The organism is Ramlibacter pinisoli, from assembly GCF_009758015.1.
GTDB lineage: Bacteria > Pseudomonadota > Gammaproteobacteria > Burkholderiales > Burkholderiaceae_C > Ramlibacter > Ramlibacter pinisoli.
Window position 1 is genome coordinate 1,527,934 of the sequence record NZ_WSEL01000003.1, and the last position, 20,940, is coordinate 1,548,873.

The 20,940-nt window shown below is 70.8% G+C and carries 22 protein-coding genes; 2 read left to right on the forward strand and 20 right to left on the reverse strand.

Going from position 1 to position 20,940, the window contains the following annotated elements; all coding sequences use genetic code 11:
- Window positions 1-61 precede the first annotated feature (61 nt).
- The 3 genes from GON04_RS08595 to GON04_RS08605 form a co-directional block, all read right to left on the reverse strand.
- A complete protein-coding gene (locus tag GON04_RS08595; protein ID WP_157397500.1) occupies window positions 62-1,498 on the reverse strand; it encodes an undecaprenyl-phosphate glucose phosphotransferase in 1,437 nt (478 codons plus the stop codon).
- On the reverse strand, window positions 1,491-2,279 hold the full coding sequence (epsA, locus tag GON04_RS08600; RefSeq protein WP_157397501.1) for an XrtB/PEP-CTERM-associated transcriptional regulator EpsA: 789 nt from the start codon (window positions 2,277-2,279) through the stop codon (window positions 1,491-1,493). The genes GON04_RS08595 and epsA overlap by 8 nt, the downstream gene beginning before the upstream one ends.
- Window positions 2,280-2,883: 604 nt before the next feature.
- Window positions 2,884-3,192 (reverse strand): hypothetical protein, encoded by a 309-nt coding sequence (locus GON04_RS08605; protein ID WP_157397502.1) that lies wholly within the window; start codon window positions 3,190-3,192, stop codon window positions 2,884-2,886.
- 106 nt (window positions 3,193-3,298) lie between these two features.
- On the opposite strand from GON04_RS08605, the gene GON04_RS08610 reads away from it, so the two are divergent.
- A complete protein-coding gene (locus GON04_RS08610) occupies window positions 3,299-4,042 on the forward strand; it encodes a hypothetical protein (protein WP_157397503.1) in 744 nt (247 codons plus the stop codon).
- 183 nt (window positions 4,043-4,225) lie between these two features.
- Here the strand turns inward: GON04_RS08610 and GON04_RS08620 are convergent, their stop codons facing one another.
- The 5 genes from GON04_RS08620 to GON04_RS08640 all read right to left on the reverse strand — a co-directional run bounded on the left by GON04_RS08620 (window position 4,226) and on the right by GON04_RS08640 (window position 6,194).
- Window positions 4,226-4,372: a hypothetical protein gene (locus GON04_RS08620; RefSeq protein WP_157397505.1), complete on the reverse strand. Its 147-nt coding sequence runs from the start codon at window positions 4,370-4,372 to the stop codon at window positions 4,226-4,228.
- Between the two features lie 18 nt (window positions 4,373-4,390).
- On the reverse strand, window positions 4,391-4,546 hold the full coding sequence (locus GON04_RS08625; RefSeq protein ID WP_157397506.1) for a hypothetical protein: 156 nt from the start codon (window positions 4,544-4,546) through the stop codon (window positions 4,391-4,393).
- A 201-nt stretch (window positions 4,547-4,747) separates the two neighbouring features.
- Window positions 4,748-5,029, reverse strand: a complete 282-nt coding sequence (locus tag GON04_RS08630) for a hypothetical protein (protein ID WP_157397507.1) — start codon at window positions 5,027-5,029, stop codon at window positions 4,748-4,750.
- Window positions 5,030-5,103: 74 nt separating this feature from the next.
- A complete protein-coding gene (locus GON04_RS08635) occupies window positions 5,104-5,592 on the reverse strand; it encodes a septal ring lytic transglycosylase RlpA family protein (RefSeq protein WP_157397508.1) in 489 nt (162 codons plus the stop codon).
- A 155-nt stretch (window positions 5,593-5,747) separates the two neighbouring features.
- Window positions 5,748-6,194: a hypothetical protein gene (locus tag GON04_RS08640; RefSeq protein WP_157397509.1), complete on the reverse strand. Its 447-nt coding sequence runs from the start codon at window positions 6,192-6,194 to the stop codon at window positions 5,748-5,750.
- A gap of 77 nt (window positions 6,195-6,271) precedes the next feature.
- Here GON04_RS08640 and ruvC point away from each other — a divergent pair, with 77 nt between their 5' ends.
- Entirely contained in the window at window positions 6,272-6,820 is a 549-nt protein-coding gene (ruvC, locus tag GON04_RS08645; protein WP_181653947.1) for a crossover junction endodeoxyribonuclease RuvC, read from the forward strand.
- A gap of 7 nt (window positions 6,821-6,827) precedes the next feature.
- Here ruvC and GON04_RS26565 read toward each other — a convergent pair whose 3' ends face one another.
- The 12 genes from GON04_RS26565 to GON04_RS08700 all read right to left on the reverse strand — a co-directional run bounded on the left by GON04_RS26565 (window position 6,828) and on the right by GON04_RS08700 (window position 20,935).
- Entirely contained in the window at window positions 6,828-7,001 is a 174-nt protein-coding gene (locus GON04_RS26565; protein ID WP_181653948.1) for a hypothetical protein, read from the reverse strand.
- Window positions 7,002-7,004: 3 nt separating this feature from the next.
- Complete coding sequence (gene lpxC, locus GON04_RS08650) at window positions 7,005-7,928, reverse strand: UDP-3-O-acyl-N-acetylglucosamine deacetylase (protein WP_157397510.1); 924 nt, start codon at window positions 7,926-7,928, stop codon at window positions 7,005-7,007.
- Between the two features lie 270 nt (window positions 7,929-8,198).
- A complete protein-coding gene (ftsZ, locus tag GON04_RS08655; RefSeq protein ID WP_157397511.1) occupies window positions 8,199-9,437 on the reverse strand; it encodes a cell division protein FtsZ in 1,239 nt (412 codons plus the stop codon).
- A 265-nt stretch (window positions 9,438-9,702) separates the two neighbouring features.
- A complete protein-coding gene (ftsA, locus tag GON04_RS08660) occupies window positions 9,703-10,932 on the reverse strand; it encodes a cell division protein FtsA (protein ID WP_157397512.1) in 1,230 nt (409 codons plus the stop codon).
- Between the two features lie 9 nt (window positions 10,933-10,941).
- Complete coding sequence (locus GON04_RS08665; protein ID WP_157397513.1) at window positions 10,942-11,727, reverse strand: cell division protein FtsQ/DivIB; 786 nt, start codon at window positions 11,725-11,727, stop codon at window positions 10,942-10,944.
- A gap of 1 nt (window position 11,728) precedes the next feature.
- A complete protein-coding gene (locus GON04_RS08670) occupies window positions 11,729-12,736 on the reverse strand; it encodes a D-alanine--D-alanine ligase (RefSeq protein WP_157397514.1) in 1,008 nt (335 codons plus the stop codon).
- Window positions 12,733-14,145, reverse strand: coding sequence for a UDP-N-acetylmuramate--L-alanine ligase (murC, locus tag GON04_RS08675; protein WP_157397515.1), 1,413 nt, complete (start codon window positions 14,143-14,145; stop codon window positions 12,733-12,735). The genes GON04_RS08670 and murC overlap by 4 nt, the downstream gene beginning before the upstream one ends.
- Window positions 14,142-15,203 (reverse strand): undecaprenyldiphospho-muramoylpentapeptide beta-N-acetylglucosaminyltransferase, encoded by a 1,062-nt coding sequence (murG, locus tag GON04_RS08680; RefSeq protein ID WP_157397516.1) that lies wholly within the window; start codon window positions 15,201-15,203, stop codon window positions 14,142-14,144. Before murG ends, murC begins: the two co-directional genes overlap by 4 nt.
- A gap of 82 nt (window positions 15,204-15,285) precedes the next feature.
- On the reverse strand, window positions 15,286-16,506 hold the full coding sequence (gene ftsW, locus GON04_RS08685) for a putative lipid II flippase FtsW (protein WP_157397517.1): 1,221 nt from the start codon (window positions 16,504-16,506) through the stop codon (window positions 15,286-15,288).
- Window positions 16,507-16,564: 58 nt separating this feature from the next.
- Window positions 16,565-18,388, reverse strand: a complete 1,824-nt coding sequence (murD, locus tag GON04_RS08690; protein WP_181653949.1) for a UDP-N-acetylmuramoyl-L-alanine--D-glutamate ligase — start codon at window positions 18,386-18,388, stop codon at window positions 16,565-16,567.
- Between the two features lie 2 nt (window positions 18,389-18,390).
- Complete coding sequence (mraY, locus tag GON04_RS08695) at window positions 18,391-19,569, reverse strand: phospho-N-acetylmuramoyl-pentapeptide-transferase (RefSeq protein WP_157397518.1); 1,179 nt, start codon at window positions 19,567-19,569, stop codon at window positions 18,391-18,393.
- On the reverse strand, window positions 19,559-20,935 hold the full coding sequence (locus GON04_RS08700; RefSeq protein ID WP_157398423.1) for a UDP-N-acetylmuramoyl-tripeptide--D-alanyl-D-alanine ligase: 1,377 nt from the start codon (window positions 20,933-20,935) through the stop codon (window positions 19,559-19,561). The genes mraY and GON04_RS08700 overlap by 11 nt, the downstream gene beginning before the upstream one ends.
- Between the last annotated feature and the right edge of the window lie 5 nt (window positions 20,936-20,940).

Genomic DNA, 20,940 nt, shown 5'->3' on the forward strand with positions numbered 1-20,940 from the left:
ATGGTTGCATCGACTGTTACGCACGGGCTACGGGCGGACAATGGCTCGTTGGAGCTGGTGCTCAATAAGCCGCGCCATCCTTGAACACCAGCCGGATGGTCCTCCAGATGATGTAGAGGTCCAGCCGCAACGACCAGTTTCTCAGATAGTCGAGGTCGCAGCGAATCCGCGCCTCCATCTTTTCCAGCGAATCGGTCTCGCCCCGGAAGCCGTTCACCTGGGCCCAGCCGGTGATTCCGGGCTTGACTTTGTGTCGCAGCATGTAGCTCTTGATCAGCGGCCGGTAGAACTCGTTGTGGGCCACCGCGTGGGGACGCGGGCCGACGATGCTCATGCGGCCCTGCAGCACGTTGATGAACTGGGGCAGCTCATCCATGGACGTCCGGCGCAGGAAGCGCCCCAGGGGCGTCACCCGGACGTCGTCGCGGCGCGCCTGCAGGACCTGGGCGCCGTCCTCGGTCACCGTCATGGAGCGGAACTTGTAGACGATGATTTCCTGCCCCCAGACGCCATAGCGGCGCTGGCGGAAGATCACCGGTCCGGGCGAGGTGAGCTTGATGGCCGCCGCGATGCCCAGCATCAGGGGCGACAGCAGTAGCAGGATAGCAACAGCCAGCACCATGTCGCTGCCCCGCTTGACCAGGGCGTTGGGTCCGCGGAACGGGGTCTCGCACACCGAGATCACCGGCATGCCGCAGATCGAGTCGGTGCGACCCTGGATCAGGTCGGTCACGAACATGTCGGGGACGAAGTAGACCGATGCGGTGGTGTCCTTCAGCGCGTCCAGCAGCAGCTTGATGCGCGGCTGCGACGCCATGGGCAGCGACAGGTAGACCAGCTGCACGTTGTGCTTCTTGACGTACTCGGCGATCTCCTGGATGCGCCCGAGCATGCGGTGGCGGTTGCGCCCGTGCAGGCGGTCCGGCGTGCGGTCGTCGAAGAACCCGAGCAGCTCGACGCCGGTGTAGTGCGCCAGCGACAGCCGGTCGGCCAGCGAGCCGCCCTGCTCGTTCATGCCCACCACCACGGCGCGCAGCGGAGGTCCCTGCAGGCGGATCAGGTGCGGGGCCGCCTGGCGCAGCGCCCAGTGCGACAGCAGCTGCGCCGTCGGGGCGAGCCACAGCCAGTGCAGCACGATGGGACGGGGAAAGTCGTCCAGGTGCCCGGTGGCGTAGCCCAGGCCGAACAGCAGGCCGCAGGTCCAGGCCCAGCCCAGGAGCGTGTCGACGATCACCCGCGGCGCCGAGGCGCGCAGCTGCTGCCGGCCCGGATAGGCGAGCGCGAAGGCGACGATGGACACCACCAGCCAGCGCGTGCCGAGCGCACCCTCGAAGGTCCACACCAGCAGCCACAGCGACACCACGGTGGCGAGCGGCTCGACGAAGGCCTCGAACGCGCGCAGCAGGCGGCTGTGGCTGAAGACGGCGGGACCGGGCAGCTCGGGGGCCGCCGGCGGCGCCGTGCTGGCCGCGGCGAGGATGCGGTCCGCCTCAGGCATAGGCAGCCATCCGGGTGAGCTTGGCCACGGCCTGGGCGCGGTTGGTGACGTCCAGCTTGCTGAAGATGCTCTTCATGTGGTTCTTCACCGTGAACTCGCTGATCCGCAGGATGCAGCCGATCTCCGGGTTGGTCTTGCCCATCGCGACCCAGACCATGATCTGGCGCTCGCGCTCGGACAGGGCGCCCAGGCGCACGACCAGCTGCTCGACCTGGTTGCGCTCGGCGCCGGGCTGGCGCACTGGGGCGGGCGGCATGCGGCGCAGGGCCGAGTCGATGAAGGGCAGGATCAGCTTGAGCGCCCCGGGGCCGGCCGAGGGCACCAGCCCGCTGCCCAGGGCCGCGAAGATGCGCTCGCCCCCCAGGCGGGCGTCGCCGACGCCGTGCACCAGCGCGGTCTGCATGCCGGGCACGCCGGGCGACGCGGCCCAGCCCTGGCCGGCCTCGCCCAGCAGCTGGCCGCAGCCGCTGATGTCCAGCTGGCAGGGTTGCGACTGCGCCGCCACCCAGCAATCGCGGAAGTAGTTGACCAGCGGCCCGATGCGCTGCGACGGGCACAGGTGGGTGCGCAGGCCCGGCAGGCTGGAGACGATGTCGAACTGGACCTCGCCGGAGCGGAAGTCGCCCCAGCCGACCAGCAGGATGTCATGCGGCAGCCACTTCTGCACGTCGCCCTGCAGCCAGCGCCACAGGTCGGCGTGGGTGCGCAGCGTCGCGCCCTGGCCGGCGATCCTGAGGAACGTGACCGGGTCGACGTCTGGCGTGGTGGAAATGGTGTTCATGCTGGTACTCCCTGCTTCCTGCCGCCGAGGCGGCCGAATAATTCCGTCACAGTTGTTTCGTCACACATGGGTGAACCGGGGTGACTCCTCGTTGATCGCCGCAACGACACGTAACGACCGTGGCCATCGAGCCACGCTTGACTTGCGCGCCTGTCGCGGGTGTGGCACATGGGCGGTCGTCGTGTCCTTGTCGCTCTGCATTCTTCGCGGTGACGACATGGTGTGAAAAATGGACATACGCCACGGGTAGGCTGCACACGGACCTTGCTGTGGGGAATCGCGCACCTGCGTGACAGCCGATTCCGACACGGCCGTTGCGTGTCCCATCCCCACAGGACGTCACAAGACGCAAGCAGGTGCCAGCAGGTGTATGCAGCCTCGACGGTATCGGCGCGCGCCGCGAGCGCACGCAGGACAACTGCCCAGCAGGAGGAATCTGCAGCGGCAGGAATGCGGCGGGCTGGATGGCGCGCGGGAATGCGGGGGGACAGGACCAGCGCCAGGGCGCGTCAGCGCGTCCGTGGTGCGTCACCGCGGCGGAGGTGCCGCGGACCACGGTCGGGCCAGTGGTCGCCAGCGCGACCGGGAAGCGTCGAAGCTGCGCTCAGAAGCGCGGCAGGTCGTCCAGGCTGAGGCCGGGCCGGTCCTCGTCGAAGGCCAGTGTCTCGGTGCCCTCGGGCAGCACGTCCACCTTGACCTCGGGGCCGGGTTGCAGGCCCCCCTCGTCGTCGGGGAACATGCTGATGATCGTGTCGCCCTCGACCAGGCGGTCGACCACCTCCGTCACGCGCGTCGGCGAGGGACGCATGTCCCAGCGGGCGCTGCGCGCGTCGATCAGGCCCATCATCGCCTCGACGATCTGGGTGCCCGCATAGCGCAGCGCGGTGATGCCGTAAGTGGCTTTCTCGAGCATGCGCGGAATTGTGGAAGCCCTGGGTCGCCGGCAGATCAGGCATTCGCCACACACTGCGTGGGAAGCTGCCTACGGTCGCCCTACGCGCCGCTATCATGGCCCGCCCATGGCCGCCCTCTCCCCTGCAATGCCCGCCCTCGGCCGTGCCCATGCGCGCCGCCTGCGGGACGTCTACCGCTCGGCTGGCTGGCCCTGCCAGGACCCGCTGGAGATCGAACTGCTGGCCTGCGGCCTGCTCGAGCGTGTGCTCTCGCCGGGCGGCCATGAAGCGCTGCGCGTGACGCCGGACGGCCTGCAGCTGGTGGCCGCCACGCTGCGCGACAACCGCGCGCGGCTGTCGGCCCACGAGGCCCTGGTCGAGCGGGTCGCACGCGAGATGGTGCGCGCCGGCCGCGTCGCCTGGCGCGGCCTGAGCCTGCGCGCGCAGGTGCCCGGCGAGGCCGACGCGGCGGCGCAGTGGTGCATGTGCAAGCCCGACGTCTTCTCGATCCGCAACACCTCGGTCGCCGAGTACGTGGAGCCGGTGGTCCACGAGGTGAAGGTGCGCCGTTCCGACCTGCTGTCCGACCTGCGCCAGGCGGCCAAGCGCGCGGCCTACCTCGATCTGGGCGAGTGCTGGTACGTGCTGGGGGCCGATGCCAAGGGGCGCTGCATCGGCGCGCCCGACGAGATCCCGGCCGGCTGCGGGGTGCTGGTGGTGGAGAACGGCCGCCTGGTGGTGGCCCGGCCCGCGGCGCGCCCACGGCGCGCGGAGCTGCCGTTCGGCGTGTGGATGGCGCTGGCCAAGGCAACGCCGGTCGCCGGCCTCGACGAGGACGCCCAGGGGCTGCTGGCGGCGAACGACGGCTAGCGCCGTTCACCACGTCGCCGGCACCGGGCACGCGCCGCGCGCCTCAGTTCTTCGGATGCTCCGACTGCCCGTCGTCGGGATCGTGCACGCGGCTCCTCTCGGGGTCGCGCGCGGGCTGCGTGGGTTCCGGGTCGGCCGGCTTGGGCGCAGGGGTCGGCATCGGCTCCGGCGGCGGCGTGCCGGTCATGGCTTCTGCGGGTGCACCTCGGTGTGGCGGGCGGCCTCTTCCGGGTCGTCGTTCGACGGTGTCGGGATGTCGTCCTCGCTCCAGAGTTCCGGCTCCTCGTGTTCGAGGCCGGGGGTGTGCGGGGTCATGTCGGCGGTGGCCATGACGGGTTCCTTGGGGATCTAGATGGCGGGCTTGTGGACGGTCGGGTCCTCCGGCTCGGATGCCGGCGGGAGCGGACCGAACTCGGGCTCCACCGGCAGTCGCGACGGGTTGGGCGCACCGTTATCCGCCGGCTGTTCGTCCGGGGTCTCGGGCTCGACCGGATGGGTGGCCATGGCAGCCTCAGGAATCACGCGTGGTCGACAAACGGGCCCCGGCCGTCGCCGGCGATGCGGGCTGGTCCGGGCGGAGTCTGGGATCGACCTGGTTGTGGATCATGGCGGCGTCCTTGGTTGCAACCCATCGTGGGTGTGCGGGCGCGATGTCGCGCTCGGCGCGGATGCCATGGCGGTGTCGGTGCCCGCCGACGGCGCCGGTCAGGCGCTTTCCTGCTCTTCCTGCTCTCGCTCGGCGTCGCGCCGGACGGTCTTGCTGGGGTCGTGCGTGAAGGGCATGCGGGGCAGGCCGATCAGCGACTGCAGCACCGCGTGCGCACGGTCCATGTCGGCACCCACCATGGCCAGCGCGACCTCGTGGCCGGGCTCGTCGTGGGCGATCTTCACGTAGGCCGCGCGCAGCCGCTGGTAGTCTTCCTCGGCGCGCGCCAGTTCCTGCTGGGCGGCCAGCATCTTGGTGTACTCGGCACGGCTGTAGCGCATCCTGGAATCCTAGGCAGAGCCCAGCGGGAGGTGTGTAGGACAAGGCAGCATGCGCGCGCAGGCCGGGTGCCAGCTCAGCGATCGTTGGCCGCGATGCCCAGCCGCGTCGTGCCGTCGGGCAGCGGCACGGAGATGGGAGCCACCTCGACCGGCGCGATGCCGGCCTGCTGTGTCAGGCCGATCTTGGCGGCCGTCGCGGGTGACAGGTCGACGATGCGGCCGTCGACGTAGGGCCCGCGATCCTGGATCGTGACCTCGGCGCTGCGCCCGGTCTCCAGGTTGGTGACGCGTGCCTTGGTGCCCAGTGGCAGCGTCTTGCTGGCGGCGTTGTCCTCGCGCGGGTCCATCGGCGTGCCGTCGGCCATCTTGCGACCGGCGAACTGCGGGGCGTAGAACGACGCCTTGCCGACCTGCTTGCTGCCGCTGCGATCGAGCTGGTGCCCCTTGGCAGCCGGATGGTCGGGGCGTGGCGGCGCGTCGCCGGCGAAGGCGGCTGCGGTCGCCAGCGCGGCGACGAAAACGGCCAGCTGGCGGCCTTGGCGGTGGATGCGTGCGATGTGCATGGGTTGACTCCTGGGAGTGGCCCATCGCAGGCGGACGCGAGCGCCACGCCACCGGGCCATGCCGACGAGTCTGCGCAACGCTGCACTGCAGCCGCGTCGGGCTGGCCCCAAGCCGGTCGTAGGACGGGCCGGGTCAGCGGGGCCCGCGCGGCGGCTCAGGCGGGGGCCACGCACACCGCCTGCAGCCGCAGGTGGTGCATCAGCTCCCGCAACAGCACCAGCATGGCGGCCGGCCGGCGGCCGGCGGGGACGGCATCGGCGGTAGCGAGTGCACCGCTGCTGCCGGCGGCCAGCCGGGTGAACAGCCGCTCCACCGCCTCGATGGCCAGCAGCGCGTCCGAGCGCACATCGAGCCCTGCGGCCGCGGCGAGCTGCCGCAGCACCGGGTCGTCGGCGGTGAGCACGGGGTCGGCGCGCAGCGTGCCCAGCGCCGAGATCGCCTCCTCGATCCCCTCGATGGCGGTCTCGAGGTCCAGGGCGGTGGGCGGATCGCGCCGGAAGCCTTGCGCGATGGCATCGATGCCGATGTCCACGTCGAGGGCGCCGACGCGCGTGCGGCGGGGCTCGAACACCAGCATGGCAGGTGGAGGCGATGCGGCCATGCGACGCATCGTAGTGCCGCACGTGCAGTCCCGTGGCGAAACGCGCCATCGGATGAGCCGTGCCGTAGACTCGCACGGTGCGTATCCTCGGCATCGATCCCGGCCTGCAGACCACCGGTTTCGGCGTGATCGACGTCGACGGACACTCCCTCGCCTACGTGGCGAGCGGCACCATCACCACCACCCACCTGCCGCGCGGCGACCTGCCTGCCCGCCTGAAGGTGCTGTTCGACGGCATCGCCCAGGTGCGTGCGCGCTACCAGCCCGACGCCGCGGCGGTGGAGATCGTGTTCGTCAACGCCAACCCGCAGTCGACCCTCCTGCTCGGCCAGGCGCGCGGCGCCTGCGTGACGGCGCTGGTGGCGTGCGAGCTGTCGGTGGCCGAATACACCGCGCTGCAGATGAAGCAGGCCGTGGCCGGCTCGGGGCGGGCCGGCAAGGCGCAGGTGCAGGAGATGGTCAAGCGGCTGCTCAAGCTGCCGGGCGTGCCCGGCCAGGACGCCGCCGATGCCCTCGGGCTGGCGATCACCCATGCGCACGTGGGCAGCTCGATCGCCCGGCTGGCGCAGGTGGCGGCCACCACGCGCCGCAACACCGGCCAGTACCGCGCCGGTCGCGTGCTCTAGGCGCCGCTCAGATCCGCTCGGCCACCAGCACCAGGAAGAAGCCGGCGGCGGCCAGCAGGGTCCACTTCAGGATGACCCAGCCCCAGTGGCGGTAGCGCGGCTGGCCGGTGCCGGCATAGAAGGCGAAGCACACGCCCGCCCCCAGCAGGAGCAGCACGATCGCCCAGCGGAACAGCAGCATCGGCTACCAGGCGCGTGCCGGCAGCGCGAAACCGGGCGGGGCGAGCTTCTCGTCCTCGAAGGTGACCACTTCCCAGGCGTCACGCTGGGCCAGCAGCGCACGCAGCAGCTTGTTGTTCAGCGCGTGGCCGGAGCGGAAAGCACCGTAGGCCGCCAGCATCGGCTTGCCCAGCAGGTACAGATCGCCCATGGCGTCGAGGATCTTGTGCTTGACGAACTCGTCGTCGTAGCGCAGCCCTTCGCTGTTGAGGACCCGGTAGTCGTCCATCACGATGGCGTTGTCCATGCCGGCGCCCAGCGCCAGCCCGTTGGCACGCATCATCTCGACGTCCTTGGTGAAGCCGAAGGTGCGGGCCCGCGCGATGTCGCGCTGGTAGTTGCCCTGGCCGAGGTCGAACTCGACCCGCTGGCCGGTGGAGTCGACCACGCGGTGGTCGAAGTCGATCTCGAAGCGCAGCTTGTAGCCGTGGTAGGGGGCCAGCCGTGCCCACTTGAGCGCGTCGCCCTCGCCTTCGCGCACTTCCACCGGCTTGAGCAGGCGCACGAAGCGGCGCGGCGCGTTCTGCAGTTCGATGCCGGCGCTCTGCAGCAGGAACACGAACGACGACGACGAGCCGTCGAGGATGGGCACCTCTTCGGCCGTGATGTCCACGTACAGGTTGTCCAGGCCCAGGCCGGCGCAGGCCGACATCAGGTGTTCGACCGTGTGCACCTTGGCGCTGCCGCTCGAGATGGTGGAGGCGAGCCGGGTGTCCGTCACCGCCTCGGCCGACACCGGAATGTCGATGGGCTCGGGCAGGTCGACCCGCCGGAACACGATGCCGGTGTCCGGCTGCGCGGGCCTGAGGGTCAGCTCCACGCGCTGGCCGCTGTGCAGGCCCACACCGACGGCGCGGGTGAGGGTCTTGAGCGTGCGTTGCTGGAGCATGTGTCGATTTTAAGTCGGGGGGTGTCCCGCAGGCGGGGACAGGGAATGGTTCTGGCTATGCCGGCGATTGGTGATCGCAGCGTGGAACCCTTGAGCCGAGCCTCCACGAAGCCCTGCCATCCGGTGCGCGGCGCCGCAGGAGCCGCGCCACCGTTCGCGCGGAGCAGCGCGCAGCGCGAACACCCTTTGAACGAGGATCCGGCTCCGCCGGTCCTCGTTCAACCGATCAACCCACTTCGAAAACGCGCAGCGTTTTCGAAGTGAAGGTGATCAGTCGGCTTGCTTGCGCAGGAAAGCCGGGATCTCGAAGTCGTCCATGCCGCCGGAGCTGAGCGCGTCGACCTTGGCCGCGGCCTGGGTGCGGTTGGTGCGCCACACGCTGGGCACGGCCATGTTGCCGTAGTCGGGCTGGTGCGACGGGCGCCCCATCTCCTGGGTGACGATGGCGCCGGGGCCGCTGACGACGGTGCTGATGGTCGGCACGTGGAACGGCACGTTGTCGGTGCCGGTGCGCAGCACCTGCAGCGGCGGCGCCGTGCGGCGCTGGCCCTGTCGCGACAGGCCGGTGGCCACCACCGTCACGCGGACGTCGTCGCCCAGGTTGTCGTCGTAGGCCGTGCCGTAGATGACGTGCGCGTCCTGCGAGGCGTAGGCGCGGATGGTGTTCATCGCCAGCTTGGACTCGGACAGCTTGAGGCTGCCCTTGGCCGCGGTGATCAGCACCAGCACGCCCTTGGCGCCCGACAGGTCGATGCCTTCCAGTAGCGGGCAGGCCACGGCCTGCTCGGCGGCGATGCGCGCGCGGTCGGGGCCGGACGCCACCGCCGTGCCCATCATCGCCTTGCCGGGCTCGCCCATCACGGTGCGCACGTCCTCGAAGTCGACGTTCACGTGGCCGGGCACGTTGATGATTTCCGCGATGCCGCCGACGGCGTTCTTCAGCACGTCGTTGGCGTGCGCGAAGGCCTCGTCCTGGGTGATGTCGTCACCCAGCACCTCGAGCAGCTTCTCGTTGAGCACCACGATCAGCGAATCGACGTTGGCCTCCAGCTCCGCCAGGCCGTTGTCGGCGTTGGTCATGCGGCGACCGCCCTCCCAGTCGAACGGCTTGGTCACCACGCCGACGGTCAGGATGCCCATCTCCTTGGCGATGCGGGCGATGACCGGCGCGGCGCCGGTGCCGGTGCCGCCGCCCATGCCGGCGGTGATGAACAGCATGTGCGCGCCGTCGATGGCCTCGCGGATGTTCTCCGCCGCCGCCTCGGCCGCCTCGCGGCCCTTCTCGGGCTTGCTTCCCGCGCCCAGCCCGCTGTTGCCCAGCTGGATGGTCTTGTGGGAGCAGCTGCGCGAGAGCGCCTGGGCGTCGGTGTTCGCGGTGATGAACTCCACGCCCTGGACCGCCCGGTCGATCATGTGCTCGACGGCGTTGCCGCCGCCCCCGCCCACGCCGATGACCTTGATCTGGGTGCCCAGGTGGAATTCCTCGACTTCGATCATTTCGATGCTCATCTCAATCTCCTGAAATTCGGTTGCAGTTGCCAATGCAGATCTTGTTGGTGTGAAGCAGGGAAACGCTCATGAGGGTGGATCGGTGGACCTCCGTCGTCGTTTCGTCTTGCGAACAACACGGGCGCCCGCACGCGAAGGACGCGAAGGTTGCACGAAGGACGCGAGAAAAACGGGTCGATGGCAATTCATCTCCATTCGGGTTTCCTTTCGCGTCCTTTGCACAGCCCTCGCGACCTTCGCGTGCGGAGGTCCGTCCCAGCTTCCATCAGAAGTTCCCCACGATGAAATCCTTGAAGCGGGAGAAGGCGGTCTTCATCGACCCGTTCTTCTGCGCCACCTTGAATCCGCGCAGGCGCGCCACGCGCGCCTCCTCCAGCAGGCCCATGACGGTGGCCGCGCGCAGCTGCCCCACCATGTCGGACAGGGCGCCGCCGTACTGGGGTACGCCGCGCCGCACCGGCTTGAGGAAGATGTCCTCGCCCAGCTCCACCATGCCCGGCATCACGGCGCTGCCGCCGGTGATGACGATGCCCGAGGACAGCACCTCCTCGTAGCCCGACTCGCGCACCACCTGCTGCACGAGCGAGAAGATCTCCTCCACCCGCGGCTCGATCACGCCGGCCAGCGCCTGGCGCGAGAGCATGCGCGGGCCGCGGTCGCCCAGCCCCGGCACCTCGACCTGCTGCTCGGGGTCGGCCAGCAGCTGCTTGGCGTAGCCGCTCTCGACCTTGATGTCCTCGGCGTCCTTGGTCGGCGTGCGCAGCGCCATCGCGATGTCGCTGGTGATCAGGTCGCCGGCGATCGGGATCACGGCGGTGTGGCGGATCGCGCCGTTGGTGAAGATGGCCACGTCGGTGGTGCCGGCGCCGATGTCGACCACCGCCACGCCCAGCTCCTTCTCGTCCTGCGTCAGCACCGACTGGGCCGAGGCCAGCGGGTTGAGCATCAGCTGCTCGACTTCCAGGCCGCAGCGGCGCACGCACTTGACGATGTTCTCGGCCGCGCTCTGGGCACCGGTGACGATGTGCACCTTGGCCTCCAGGCGGATGCCGCTCATCCCGATCGGCTCCTTGACGTCCTGGCCGTCGATGACGAATTCCTGCGGCTCCACCAGCAGCAGCCGCTGGTCGGTGGAGATGTTGATCGCGCGCGCCGTCTCGACCACCCGCGCCACGTCGGCCGGCGTGACCTCCTTGTCCTTCACCGCCACCATGCCGCTGGAGTTGATGCCGCGGATATGGCTGCCGGTGATGCCGGTGTAGACGCGCGTGATCTTGCAGTCGGCCATCAGCTCGGCTTCCTTGAGCGCCTGCTGGATGCTCTGCACGGTGGCGTCGATGTTCACCACCACGCCGCGCTTGAGGCCGTTGGACGGCGACACGCCCAGGCCCGCGAGCTTGAGCTCGCCGCCCGGCATCACCTCCGCCACCACCGCCATGACCTTCGCCGTGCCGATGTCCAGCCCGACGACCAGGTCCTTGTAGTCTTTCGCCATGTGTCCCTCTTATTTCCTCGCGGGCGCGGCTTCGACCGTGCCCACTCCCCGCAACCGCAACGCATACCCGTCCCCGTAGCGCAGGTCGGCCGACACCAGCGACTCGGGCCGGCGGCCGTAGCGCGAGGCCACCTGCGTCAGCGTCTGCACGAAGCGCTGCACCCGCGGCACCACCTCGCCGGCGTCGCCCCGGCCCAGCTCCAGCAGCGCGCCGTTGTCCAGCCCCAGGCGCCAGCTGCCGCGCCCGGTGAGCTGCAGTTCCTCGACCGCCAGATCGAGCGGCTCGACCAGCGGCGCCAGGGCGCGGTACATCGCCAGCACCTGCTGCGCCTGGTCGTCGGGGCCGGCCAGCCGCGGCAGGCCCTCGGATTCGACGTCGCCCGCATTGGCCTCGAACAGCTCGCCGAAGCTGTTCACCATGCGCGAGCCGCCCTCCTCGCCCCACAGCGCCACCGGGTGGTGCTCCTGCAGCGCGACGCGCAGCCGGTTCGGGAACTCGCGCCGCACCGTGGCCTCGCGCACCCAGGGCACCGCCTCGAAGGCGCGCCGGGTGGCCGTCAGGTCGACGGTGAAGAAGTTGCCGCGCAGCTGCGGCGCCACGTTGGCGCGCAGGGTGGCGGCGCTGTTGTGCGCCACCTCGCCCTGCACCGTGATCGCGCCGAGCGAGAACAGCGGATGGCGCACGGCCCACCAGCACAGGGAGGCCACCAGCAGCACGGCCAGGCCGACGAACAGCACCGTGGCGGTGGCGTTCATCAACCGGATGTCGAAGGGCTGCTGGACCGGGGCGCTCATGTCAGGCTCCGTCCCCCGCCGCGGCCTGGCCACTGCGGCGCCGCTCGGGCCGCTGGTGGTCCAGCGTAGCCGAGGCGAGCAGTTGCAGGCACAGGTCCTCGTAGCTGATGCCGGCCGCGCGGGCCGACATCGGCACCAGCGAATGGCCGGTCATGCCGGGCGAGGTGTTGATCTCCAGCAGCGACGGCTGGCGCGTCTTCGCGTCGATCATGACGTCGATGCGGCCCCAGCCGCGGCAGCCCAGCACGCGGTAGGCCTTGAGCACCAGTTCCTGGATCGCCGCCTCCTCGCCCGCCGGCAACCCGCACGGCACCAGGTACTTGGTGTCGTCGGTGAAGTACTTGTTCTGGTAGTCGTAGTTGCCCTCGGGCGCGACGATGCGGATGACCGGCAGCGCGGTGGCGGCGTCACCGGTGCCCAGCACCGGGCAGGTGACCTCGTCGCCGGACACGAACTGCTCGCACAGTACGTCGGCGTCGAGCTGGGCGGCGGCATCGACGGCCTCCTGCATCTGCGCCGCATCCAGCACCTTGGCGACGCCGATCGAGGAGCCCTCGCGCGCCGGCTTGACGATCAGGGGCAGCCCCAGTTCGTCAGGAAGGGCGCGCACCCGCTCGGCGTCGTAGGCGCCGCGGCGCAGCAGCACGTAGCGCGGCGTCGGCACGCCTTCGGCGATCCAGATGCGCTTGGTCATCACCTTGTCGATCGACACGCTGGAGGCCATCACGCCCGAGCCGGTGTACGGAATGCCCAGCAGCTCCAGGGCGCCCTGCACGGTCCCGTCCTCGCCGAAGCGCCCGTGCAGCGCGATGAAGCAGCGCTTGAAGCCCTTGCGCTTGAGCTCGACCAGCTCGCGCTTGTCGGGATCAAACGCGTGCGCGTCCACGCCCTTGCTCTGCAGGGCCTTGAGCACGCCGGCGCCCGACATCAGCGAGACCTCGCGCTCGGCCGAGCGCCCGCCCATCAGGACGGCGACCTTGCCGAAGGATTTCACGTCGATGGTCGTCATGCAGCCCCCCCGACTTCAACCACCCTGGCGGGCACGCCGCCGATCGAGCCGGCGCCCATGCACATGACGACGTCGCCGTCGCGCGCGATGTCGAGCACCGACTCGGGCATGGCGCCGATGTCGTCCACGAAGACCGGCTCGACCTTGCCGGCCACGCGCACGGCGCGGGCCAGCGAGCGGCCGTCGGCCGCGACGATGGGTGCCTCGCCGGCGGCATACACCTCGGCCAGCAGCACCACGTCGGCGTGGCCCAGCACCTTGACGAAATCCTCGAAGCAGTCGCGCGTGCGGGTGTAGCGGTGCGGCTGGAACGCCAGCACCAGCCGGCGGCCGGGGTAGGCGCCGCGCGCCGCCTCCAGCGTGGCGGCCAGCTCCACCGGGTGGTGGCCGTAGTCCTCGATCACGGTGAAGCGGCCGCCGCCGTTGGCCGGCCGCACCTTCACCTCGCCGTAGCCCTGGAACCGGCGGCCGACGCCGCGGAACTCGGCCAGCGCCTTGAGCACGGCCTCGTCGGGGATGTTCAGCTCCACCGCGATGGCGATCGCCGACAGCGCGTTCAGCACGTTGTGGTGGCCGGCGAGATTGAGCTTGACGTGCAGGTCGGGCAGCGTGATGCCGTTGCGGCGCTGCGCCGTGAAGTGCATCTGGGGCCCGACGGCGCGGATGTCGACCGCCCGCACCTGGGCGTCGGGGCTGACGCCGTAGCTGGTGATCGGGCACTGCACGTCGGGCACGATGGCGCGCACCGCGGGGTCGTCGACGCACAGCACCGCCGTGCCGTAGAACGGCATGCGGTGCAGGAAGTCGAGGAAGGCACCCTGGAGCCGGCTGAAGTCGTGGCCGTAGGTCTCCATGTGGTCGGCGTCGATGTTGGTCACCACCGCCATCACCGGCATCAGGTTCAGGAACGAGGCGTCCGACTCGTCGGCCTCGACCACGATGTAGTCGCCCGCACCCAGCTTGGCATTGGCGCCGGCGCTGGTGAGGCGGCCGCCGATGACGAAGGTGGGGTCCAGCCCGCCCTCGGCCAGGACGCTGGCGACCAGGCTGGTGGTGGTGGTCTTGCCGTGCGTGCCGGCGATCGCGATGCCCTGCTTCAGGCGCATCAGCTCGGCCAGCATCATGGCGCGCGGCACCACCGGGATCTTGCGTTCGCGGGCGGCCACCACCTCGGGGTTGTCGGACTGCACCGCGGTGGAGGTCACCACGGCGTCGGCACCGGCGATGTTGGCCGCCGCATGGCCCACGCAGGTCTGGATGCCCAGGCCCTGCAGGCGGCGCAGCGTGGCGCTGTCCGACAGGTCGGACCCCGAGATGGTGTAGCCCAGGTTGCGCAGCACTTCGGCGATGCCGGACATGCCGGCGCCGCCGACCCCGACGAAATGGATATGTTTGATCGCGTGCTTCATCGCACGAGCTCCTCGCAGGCGTCGACCATGTCGGTGGTGGCGCTGGTCTTGGCCACCGCGTGTGCCGCCTGCGCCATGCGCAGCAGCCCGGCGCGGTCGACGCCCTGCAGCAGTTGCGCCAGGCCCTCGGGCGTGAGGTCGCGTTGCTGGACCAGCCAGCCGCCCCCCGCGTCGACGATGAACCGGGCATTGGTGGTCTGGTGGTCGTCCACCGCGGAGGGGAACGGCACGAAGACCGCGGCGGCACCCACCGCGGCCAGTTCGGTCACGGTGCTGGCGCCGGCGCGGCCGATGACGAGATCGGCGTCGGCGAAGGCCCGGGCCGTGTCGTCGATGAACGGCGTGAGCTCGGCCTGCACACCGGCCGTCAGGTAGTTGGCGCGCAGCTCGTCGATCTGCTTGGCGCCGCTCTGGTGCGTGACCTGCGGGCGCGTGGCCGGCGGGATCAGCGCCAGCGCCCGCGGGACGATGTCGTTGAGGGCCCGCGCGCCCAGGCTGCCGCCCACCACCAGCACCTTGAGCGGGCCGGTGCGGCCGGCGAATCGCTCCTGCGGGGCGGGCTGCCGCAGGAACCCCTCGCGCAGCGGGTTGCCGATCCAGCGGGCCTTCTTCATCACGTCGGGAAAGGCGGTGAACACGCGGTCGGCCACGCCCGCGAGCACCTTGTTGGCCATGCCGGCGACCGAGTTCTGCTCGTGCAGGACCAGCGGCTTGCCGAGCAGCACGCTCATCATCCCGGCCGGGAAGCTGATGTAGCCGCCCAGCCCCACGACGACGTCGGGGCGCACGCGGCGCACGACCTGGATGCTCTGCCAGAAGGCCTTGAGCAGCCGCAGCGGCAGCAGCACCAGCGTCAGGGCACCCTTGCCGCGCACGCCGCCGAAATCGATGGTCTCCAGCGGGAAGCCGCGCGGCGGCACCAGCCGGCTCTCCATGCTGCCGGGCGCCCCCAGCCAGTGCACGCGCCACGAGCGCTCGCGCAGCGCCTCGGCGACCGCCAGGCCGGGGAAGATGTGGCCGCCGGTGCCACCTGCCATGACCAGGGCGCACTTGGTCATGCACGGCCTCCGCGCATCAGCCAAGCCGCCTGCGGCGCCTTGCAGCGCTGCGCGCTAACCCTGTTTTGACGAAACAGAGTCTTCATGCGCGGCCTCCGCGCATCAGCACTCTGTTTTCATAATCGATCCGCAGTACCACCGCGATCGCGACCAGGTTCATCAGGATCGCCGAGCCGCCGTAGCTCATGAGCGGCAGGGTCAGGCCCTTGGTGGGCAGCGCGCCCAGGTTCACGCCCATGTTGATGAAGGCCTGGAAGCCGATCCACAGCCCGACGCCCTGGGCCACCAGGCCGGCGAACACGCGGTCGAGCGCGACGGCCTGGCGGCCGATGTGCATGATGCGGCGCGTCATCCAGAGGAACAGGCCGATGACGGCGATCACGCCGACCAGGCCGAACTCCTCGCCGATCACCGCCAGCAGGAAGTCGGTGTGCGCCTCCGGCAGCCAGTGCAGCTTCTCGACGCTGCCACCCAGGCCGACGCCGAAGATCTCGCCGCGGCCGATGGCGATGAGGGAGTGCGACAGCTGGTAGCCCTTGCCCAGGGCGTGCTTCTCGCTCCAGGGATCGAGGTAGGCGAAGATGCGCTCGCGCCGCCAGTCCGACAGGGCGATCATCAGCACGAAGGCGCCGATCATCACCAGCGCGATCAGGAAGAACATGCGCGCGTTCACGCCGCCCAGGAACAGGATGCCCATCGCGACCACCGCGATCACCATGAAGGCGCCCATGTCCGGCTCGGCCAGCAGCAGCACGCCCACCACGGCCACCGCGGCGGCCATCGGCAGCACGGCGCGGAAGAACCGCTCCTTGACCTCCATCTTGCGCACCATGTAGTCGGCGGCATAGAGCAGCACCGCGAACTTGGCGAGCTCGGACGGCTGGAAGTTCATGAAGCCCAGGCTGATCCAGCGGCGGGCGCCGTTCACGCCCTTGCCCACGTGCGGCACCAGCACCAGCATCAGCAGCACCAGCGAGCCGACGAACAGCCAGGGCGCCACCTGCTCCCAGCGGTTGACCGGGACCTGGAACGCCAGCAGCGCCACGACGAAGGCGAACGCCAGCGAGATCAGGTGGCGCACCAGGAAATGGGTGTGGGTGTAGCGCAGGAACCGGGGGTTGTCGGGCAGCGCGATCGAGGCCGAATAGACCATGACCAGGCCGAACGCCAGCAGCGCCACGGCGACCCACAGCAGCGGCTGGTCGAAGCCCTGCACGCGCGCCGGCGCCGACGGGGCGGCGAAGCTGCCGGCGCGGGCGGGCGCGCGTCCGAACAGGTTGGCCAGGCGGGCGACCGCGTTCATTGGACGACCTCCGCCCTGCGGGCTTCAGTCCTATGAGCCTTCGGAGCGGCCGTGCGGCTCATGCCCCCCCCTCCAGCGGCGAGCCGGCTTCCTCGGCCAGCGCGTGCACGGCGGCGCGGAAGGCCTCGGCCCGGTGCTCGTAGTTGCGGAACATGTCGAAGCTGGCGCAGGCGGGCGACATCAGCACGGCATCGCCCGCGTGGGTGCGCGCGCTCGCGGTGCGCACGGCCTCCTCCATCGAGCCGGCCTCCAGCAGGGCGACGCCCGCGTCCGCGATGGCTGCGCGGATGAGGGCCGCGTCGCGGCCGATGAGGACGGCGGCGCGGGCGAACCGCGCGACCGGAGCCGCCAGCGGCGTGAAGTCCTGGCCCTTGCCCTCGCCGCCCAGGATGACCACCAGCTTGCGCTCGGCCCCGAGGCCCGTCAGCGCGGCCACGGTGGCGCCGACGTTGGTTCCCTTGCTGTCGTCGAAGTACTCGACCTCCCCGACCATGCCCACCGGCTCGACCCGGTGCGGCTCGCCGCGGTACTCGCGCAGCCCGTACAGCATGGGCCCGAGCTGGGCGCCGGTGGCGCTGGCCAGCGCCAGCGCGGCCAGCGCGTTCACCGCGTTGTGGCGGCCGCGGATGCGCAGCGCGTCGGCCGGCATCAGGCGCTGGATGTGGAGCTCGACCGCCTCGTCCTTGCGGCGCTTCTGGGTCTCGTCGGCCTCGTGGGCGCGCACCAGCCAGGCCATGCCGTTGACCGACTCGATGCCGAAATCGCCCGGCTGCTGCGGCAGGTCGGCGCCGAAGGTGACGGCGTCGCGCTGCTCGAACTTGCCGCCCTTCAGGCGGACCGGCGCCGGCAGCATCGCCATGACGGCCGGGTCGTCGCGGTTGAGCACCATCAGCGCCTGGCGGCCGAAGATGCGCGCCTTGGCCGCGGCGTAGGCGTCCATGCCGCCGTGCCAGTCGAGGTGGTCCTGGGTGACGTTGAGTACCGTCGCGGCCGTGGGCTCGAAGCCGTCAAGGCCCTCGAGCTGGAACGACGACAGCTCCAGCACCCAGACCTGCGGCAGGGCTTGCGTGGCGATGCGGCCGGCCAGGGTGTCCAGCAGCGTGGGGCCGATGTTGCCGGCCACCGCCACCGTGCGGCCCGAGCGCTCGACCAGCTGGCCGGTGAGCGAGGTGACCGTGGTCTTGCCGTTGGTGCCGGTCACCGCCAGCAGCGTCGGGGCGTAGCCCTGTTCGGCGCGCAGCTGCGCGAGGCCGCGGGTGAACAGCGCCAGCTCGCCGCCGACCGCCAGGCCGCGCTCGCGCGCCGGCTGCAGCACCGCGGCGACCTGCGCCGGCGACAGCCCGGGGCTGCGGTAGACCGCCTCGACGCCATCGAGCAGGGTGTCGGCGAACGCACCGCCGACGAAGCGCGCCTGCGGCAGCTCGGCACGCAGGTCGGCCAGGCGTGGCGGCTCCTCGCGCGTGTCGGCCACGGTGACCTCGGCGCCCTGCCGCGCGCACCAGCGCGCCATGGCCAGCCCGGAATCACCCAGGCCGAGCACGAGCACCGCGCGCGGGAACGGCGCCAGCGCCGGAGCGGGTGCCACTGCCACCGGCGCCGGCGCCTCGGCGGGCGCGGCGGCGGGGTCGGGCGCCGGCGCGGCCACGGCCGCGGCGGCGGGGTCGGGGGTCTCGTCACCGAGTGCCAGCGAATCGCGCCAGGCGCGCGCTTCGGCGGCGGTCAGGCCCCGCCGGTGCGGCGCCGCAGAGGGCGCGGGCGCCGGCGTGGCCGCGACGTCGCCTGCAGCCGGCGTCTCCGGTGCGGCCGGCGCATCCGGTGCCGCCGGCCCGTCCGGCACGGACGGTGCGCGCGGCAGCTGGGGATCGTGTTCGTCGGGCGCCACGGTTACCTCAGCTTCAGGGTGGACAGGCCCACCAGGCACAGCAGCATGGTGATGATCCAGAACCGGACCACGACCTGCGTTTCCTTCCAGCCGCTCTTCTCGAAATGGTGGTGCAGCGGCGCCATCTTCAGGATGCGCCGGCCTTCGCCGAAGCGCTTGCGGGTGTACTTGAACCAGGTCACCTGGGCCATCACCGACAGGGCCTCGACCACGAAGATGCCGCCCATGATGGCGAGCACGATTTCCTGCCGCACGATGACGGCGATGGTGCCCAGCGCACCGCCCAGGGCCAGCGCGCCGACGTCGCCCATGAACACCTGGGCCGGGTTGGCGTTGAACCACAGGAAGGCCAGCCCGGCGCCGGCCATCGCGCTGCAGAAGATCAGCAACTCGCCCGAGCCGGGGATGTAGGGGAAGAACAGGTACTTGGAATAGACCGCGCTGCCCGTGACGTACGCGAACACGCCCAGGGCCGAGCCCACCATCACCACCGGCATGATGGCCAGGCCGTCCAGGCCGTCGGTGAGGTTGACCGCGTTGCTCGCGCCCACGATGACGACATAGGTGAGGAACACGAAGCCGAACACGCCCAGCGGGTAGCTGATCTCCTTGAAGAACGGCACCAGCAGGCCGGCCTTGGGCGGCAGGTCGACGTCGAACCCGGAGCGCACCCACTGGAAGAACAGCTCCACCACGCGGATGTTGTTGCTCTCCGCGATGCTGAACACCAGGTACAGGGCGGCGATCAGGCCGATGACCGACTGCCAGAAGTACTTCTCGCGCGAGCGCATGCCCTCGGGGTCCTTGTTGACGACCTTGCGCCAGTCGTCGGCCCAGCCGATCATCCCGAAGCCAAGCGTGACCACCAGCACGATCCAGACGAACCGGTTCGACAGGTCGAACCACAGCAGCGTCGAGACCGCGATGGCCAGCAGCACCAGCACGCCGCCCATGGTGGGCGTTCCGCTCTTGGCCAGGTGGGTCTGCATGCCGTAGCCGCGCACCGGCTGGCCGATCTTCAGCTCCGTCAGGCGCCGGATCACCCACGGCCCGGCAGCCAGGCCGATCAGCAGGGCCGTCATGGCGGCCATCACGGCCCGGAAAGTGATGTACTGGACCACGCGCAGGAAGCCGAACTCCGGCCCGAGACCCTGCAGCCACGTCGCGAGGCTAAGCAGCATGCCCGGCCCCTCCCTTGTCTTGTTGTAGTTGCTGGAGCGCCTGCACCACCCGCTCCATCTTCATGAAGCGCGATCCCTTGACCAGGACGCTGGCCGATTGCGCCGCCGCCTGCACGGCCGCGGCGTTGAGTGCCTCGATGCTCTCGAAATGCTCGCCGCCCATGGCGCGCGCCTGCTCACCGAGCGTCAGCAGGCGCTCGATGTGGCGCTCGCGTGCGTAGCCGCCCACCTCGGCGTGGAACTGCGGGCCCTGGTCGCCGACCTCGCCCATGTCGCCGAGCACCAGCAGGCGCGGCCCCGGCAGTTCCGCCAGCACGTCGATGGCGGCGCGCACGGAATCGGGGTTGGCGTTGTAGGTGTCGTCGACCAGCGTCAGGATGCGGCCGCCCAGCGGCAGCGCGATCGCGCGCGAGCGGCCCTTGACCGGCTCGAAGGCCTCCAGGCCCCGGGCGATGGCGGCGGGCGGGACGCCCGCGGCAAGGGCGCACGCGGCCGCCGCGAGGGCGTTGCGCACGTTGTGGCGGCCGGCGATATGGAGTCGGAAGTCCAGCGGACCGGCGGGCGTCGACGCCCGGACGGCCCAGTGGCCCTGGAGCCATTCAGACCCGGCCAGAACTAGGTCGGCGCCGCTGCCCGCGTCGCCGAAGGTGAGGGTGGGACGCCCGGCCGCGAGCTGCGTCCAGAGCGCCGAGTAGTCGTCGCCGGCCGGGAACACCGCCACGCCGCTGCGCGGGAGGGCGGCGAAGGCGCTGCCGTTCTCGCGTGCCACGGCCTCGACCGTGGCCATGAATTCCTGGTGCTCGCGCTGGGCGTTGTTGACCAGCGCCACCGTCGGCGCAGCCAGCCCGGCCAGGTAGGCGATCTCGCCCGGGTGGTTCATGCCCAGCTCGATCACGGCCACGCGGTGCTCCGCCCGCAGGCGCAGCAGCGTGAGCGGCAGGCCGATGTCGTTGTTCAGGTTGCCCTGGGTGGCCAGGTGGTGCTGCGGCTGCCAGGCACGCAGGATGGACGCCACCATCTGGGTCACGGTGGTCTTGCCGTTGCTGCCGGTCACGGCCACCAGCGGCAGCTGGAACTGCGCCCGCCAGGCCTGGGCCAGCCGGCCGAGCGCAGCCTTGCCGTCGTCGACCTCCACCCCCGGGAAGCCGGCCGGCAGCCGGCCCGGCTGCGCGATGGCGGCGACCGCGCCCTGCGCGCGCGCATCGGCCAGGAAGTCGTTGGCGTCGAAGCGCTCGCCGCGCAAGGCGACGAACAGGTCGCCCGCCTGCAGCGTGCGGGTGTCGGAATGGACGCGTTCGACGGCGACGGCGCCGTCGCCCACCAGGCGGCCGCCGGTCCAGTCGGCGACCTGCCGCAGGGTGCACATGGCGC

Bases quoted from the DNA above. Each gene is read 5' to 3' on its own strand.
- GON04_RS08595 (WP_157397500.1), bottom strand. From the start codon at position 1,498: ATGCCTGAGGCGGACCGCATCCTCGCCGCGGCCAGCACGGCGCCGCCG.
- epsA (WP_157397501.1), bottom strand. From the start codon at position 2,279: ATGAACACCATTTCCACCACGCCAGACGTCGACCCGGTCACGTTCCTC.
- GON04_RS08605 (WP_157397502.1), bottom strand. From the start codon at position 3,192: ATGCTCGAGAAAGCCACTTACGGCATCACCGCGCTGCGCTATGCGGGC.
- GON04_RS08610 (WP_157397503.1), top strand. From the start codon at position 3,299: ATGGCCGCCCTCTCCCCTGCAATGCCCGCCCTCGGCCGTGCCCATGCG.
- GON04_RS08620 (WP_157397505.1), bottom strand. From the start codon at position 4,372: ATGGCCACCGCCGACATGACCCCGCACACCCCCGGCCTCGAACACGAG.
- GON04_RS08625 (WP_157397506.1), bottom strand. From the start codon at position 4,546: ATGGCCACCCATCCGGTCGAGCCCGAGACCCCGGACGAACAGCCGGCG.
- GON04_RS08630 (WP_157397507.1), bottom strand. From the start codon at position 5,029: ATGCGCTACAGCCGTGCCGAGTACACCAAGATGCTGGCCGCCCAGCAG.
- GON04_RS08635 (WP_157397508.1), bottom strand. From the start codon at position 5,592: ATGCACATCGCACGCATCCACCGCCAAGGCCGCCAGCTGGCCGTTTTC.
- GON04_RS08640 (WP_157397509.1), bottom strand. From the start codon at position 6,194: ATGGCCGCATCGCCTCCACCTGCCATGCTGGTGTTCGAGCCCCGCCGC.
- GON04_RS26565 (WP_181653948.1), bottom strand. From the start codon at position 7,001: ATGCTGCTGTTCCGCTGGGCGATCGTGCTGCTCCTGCTGGGGGCGGGC.
- lpxC (WP_157397510.1), bottom strand. From the start codon at position 7,928: ATGCTCCAGCAACGCACGCTCAAGACCCTCACCCGCGCCGTCGGTGTG.
- ftsZ (WP_157397511.1), bottom strand. From the start codon at position 9,437: ATGAGCATCGAAATGATCGAAGTCGAGGAATTCCACCTGGGCACCCAG.
- ftsA (WP_157397512.1), bottom strand. From the start codon at position 10,932: ATGGCGAAAGACTACAAGGACCTGGTCGTCGGGCTGGACATCGGCACG.
- GON04_RS08665 (WP_157397513.1), bottom strand. From the start codon at position 11,727: ATGAGCGCCCCGGTCCAGCAGCCCTTCGACATCCGGTTGATGAACGCC.
- GON04_RS08670 (WP_157397514.1), bottom strand. From the start codon at position 12,736: ATGACGACCATCGACGTGAAATCCTTCGGCAAGGTCGCCGTCCTGATG.
- murC (WP_157397515.1), bottom strand. From the start codon at position 14,145: ATGAAGCACGCGATCAAACATATCCATTTCGTCGGGGTCGGCGGCGCC.
- murG (WP_157397516.1), bottom strand. From the start codon at position 15,203: ATGACCAAGTGCGCCCTGGTCATGGCAGGTGGCACCGGCGGCCACATC.
- ftsW (WP_157397517.1), bottom strand. From the start codon at position 16,506: ATGAACGCGGTCGCCCGCCTGGCCAACCTGTTCGGACGCGCGCCCGCC.
- mraY (WP_157397518.1), bottom strand. From the start codon at position 19,569: ATGCTGCTTAGCCTCGCGACGTGGCTGCAGGGTCTCGGGCCGGAGTTC.
- GON04_RS08700 (WP_157398423.1), bottom strand. From the start codon at position 20,935: ATGTGCACCCTGCGGCAGGTCGCCGACTGGACCGGCGGCCGCCTGGTG.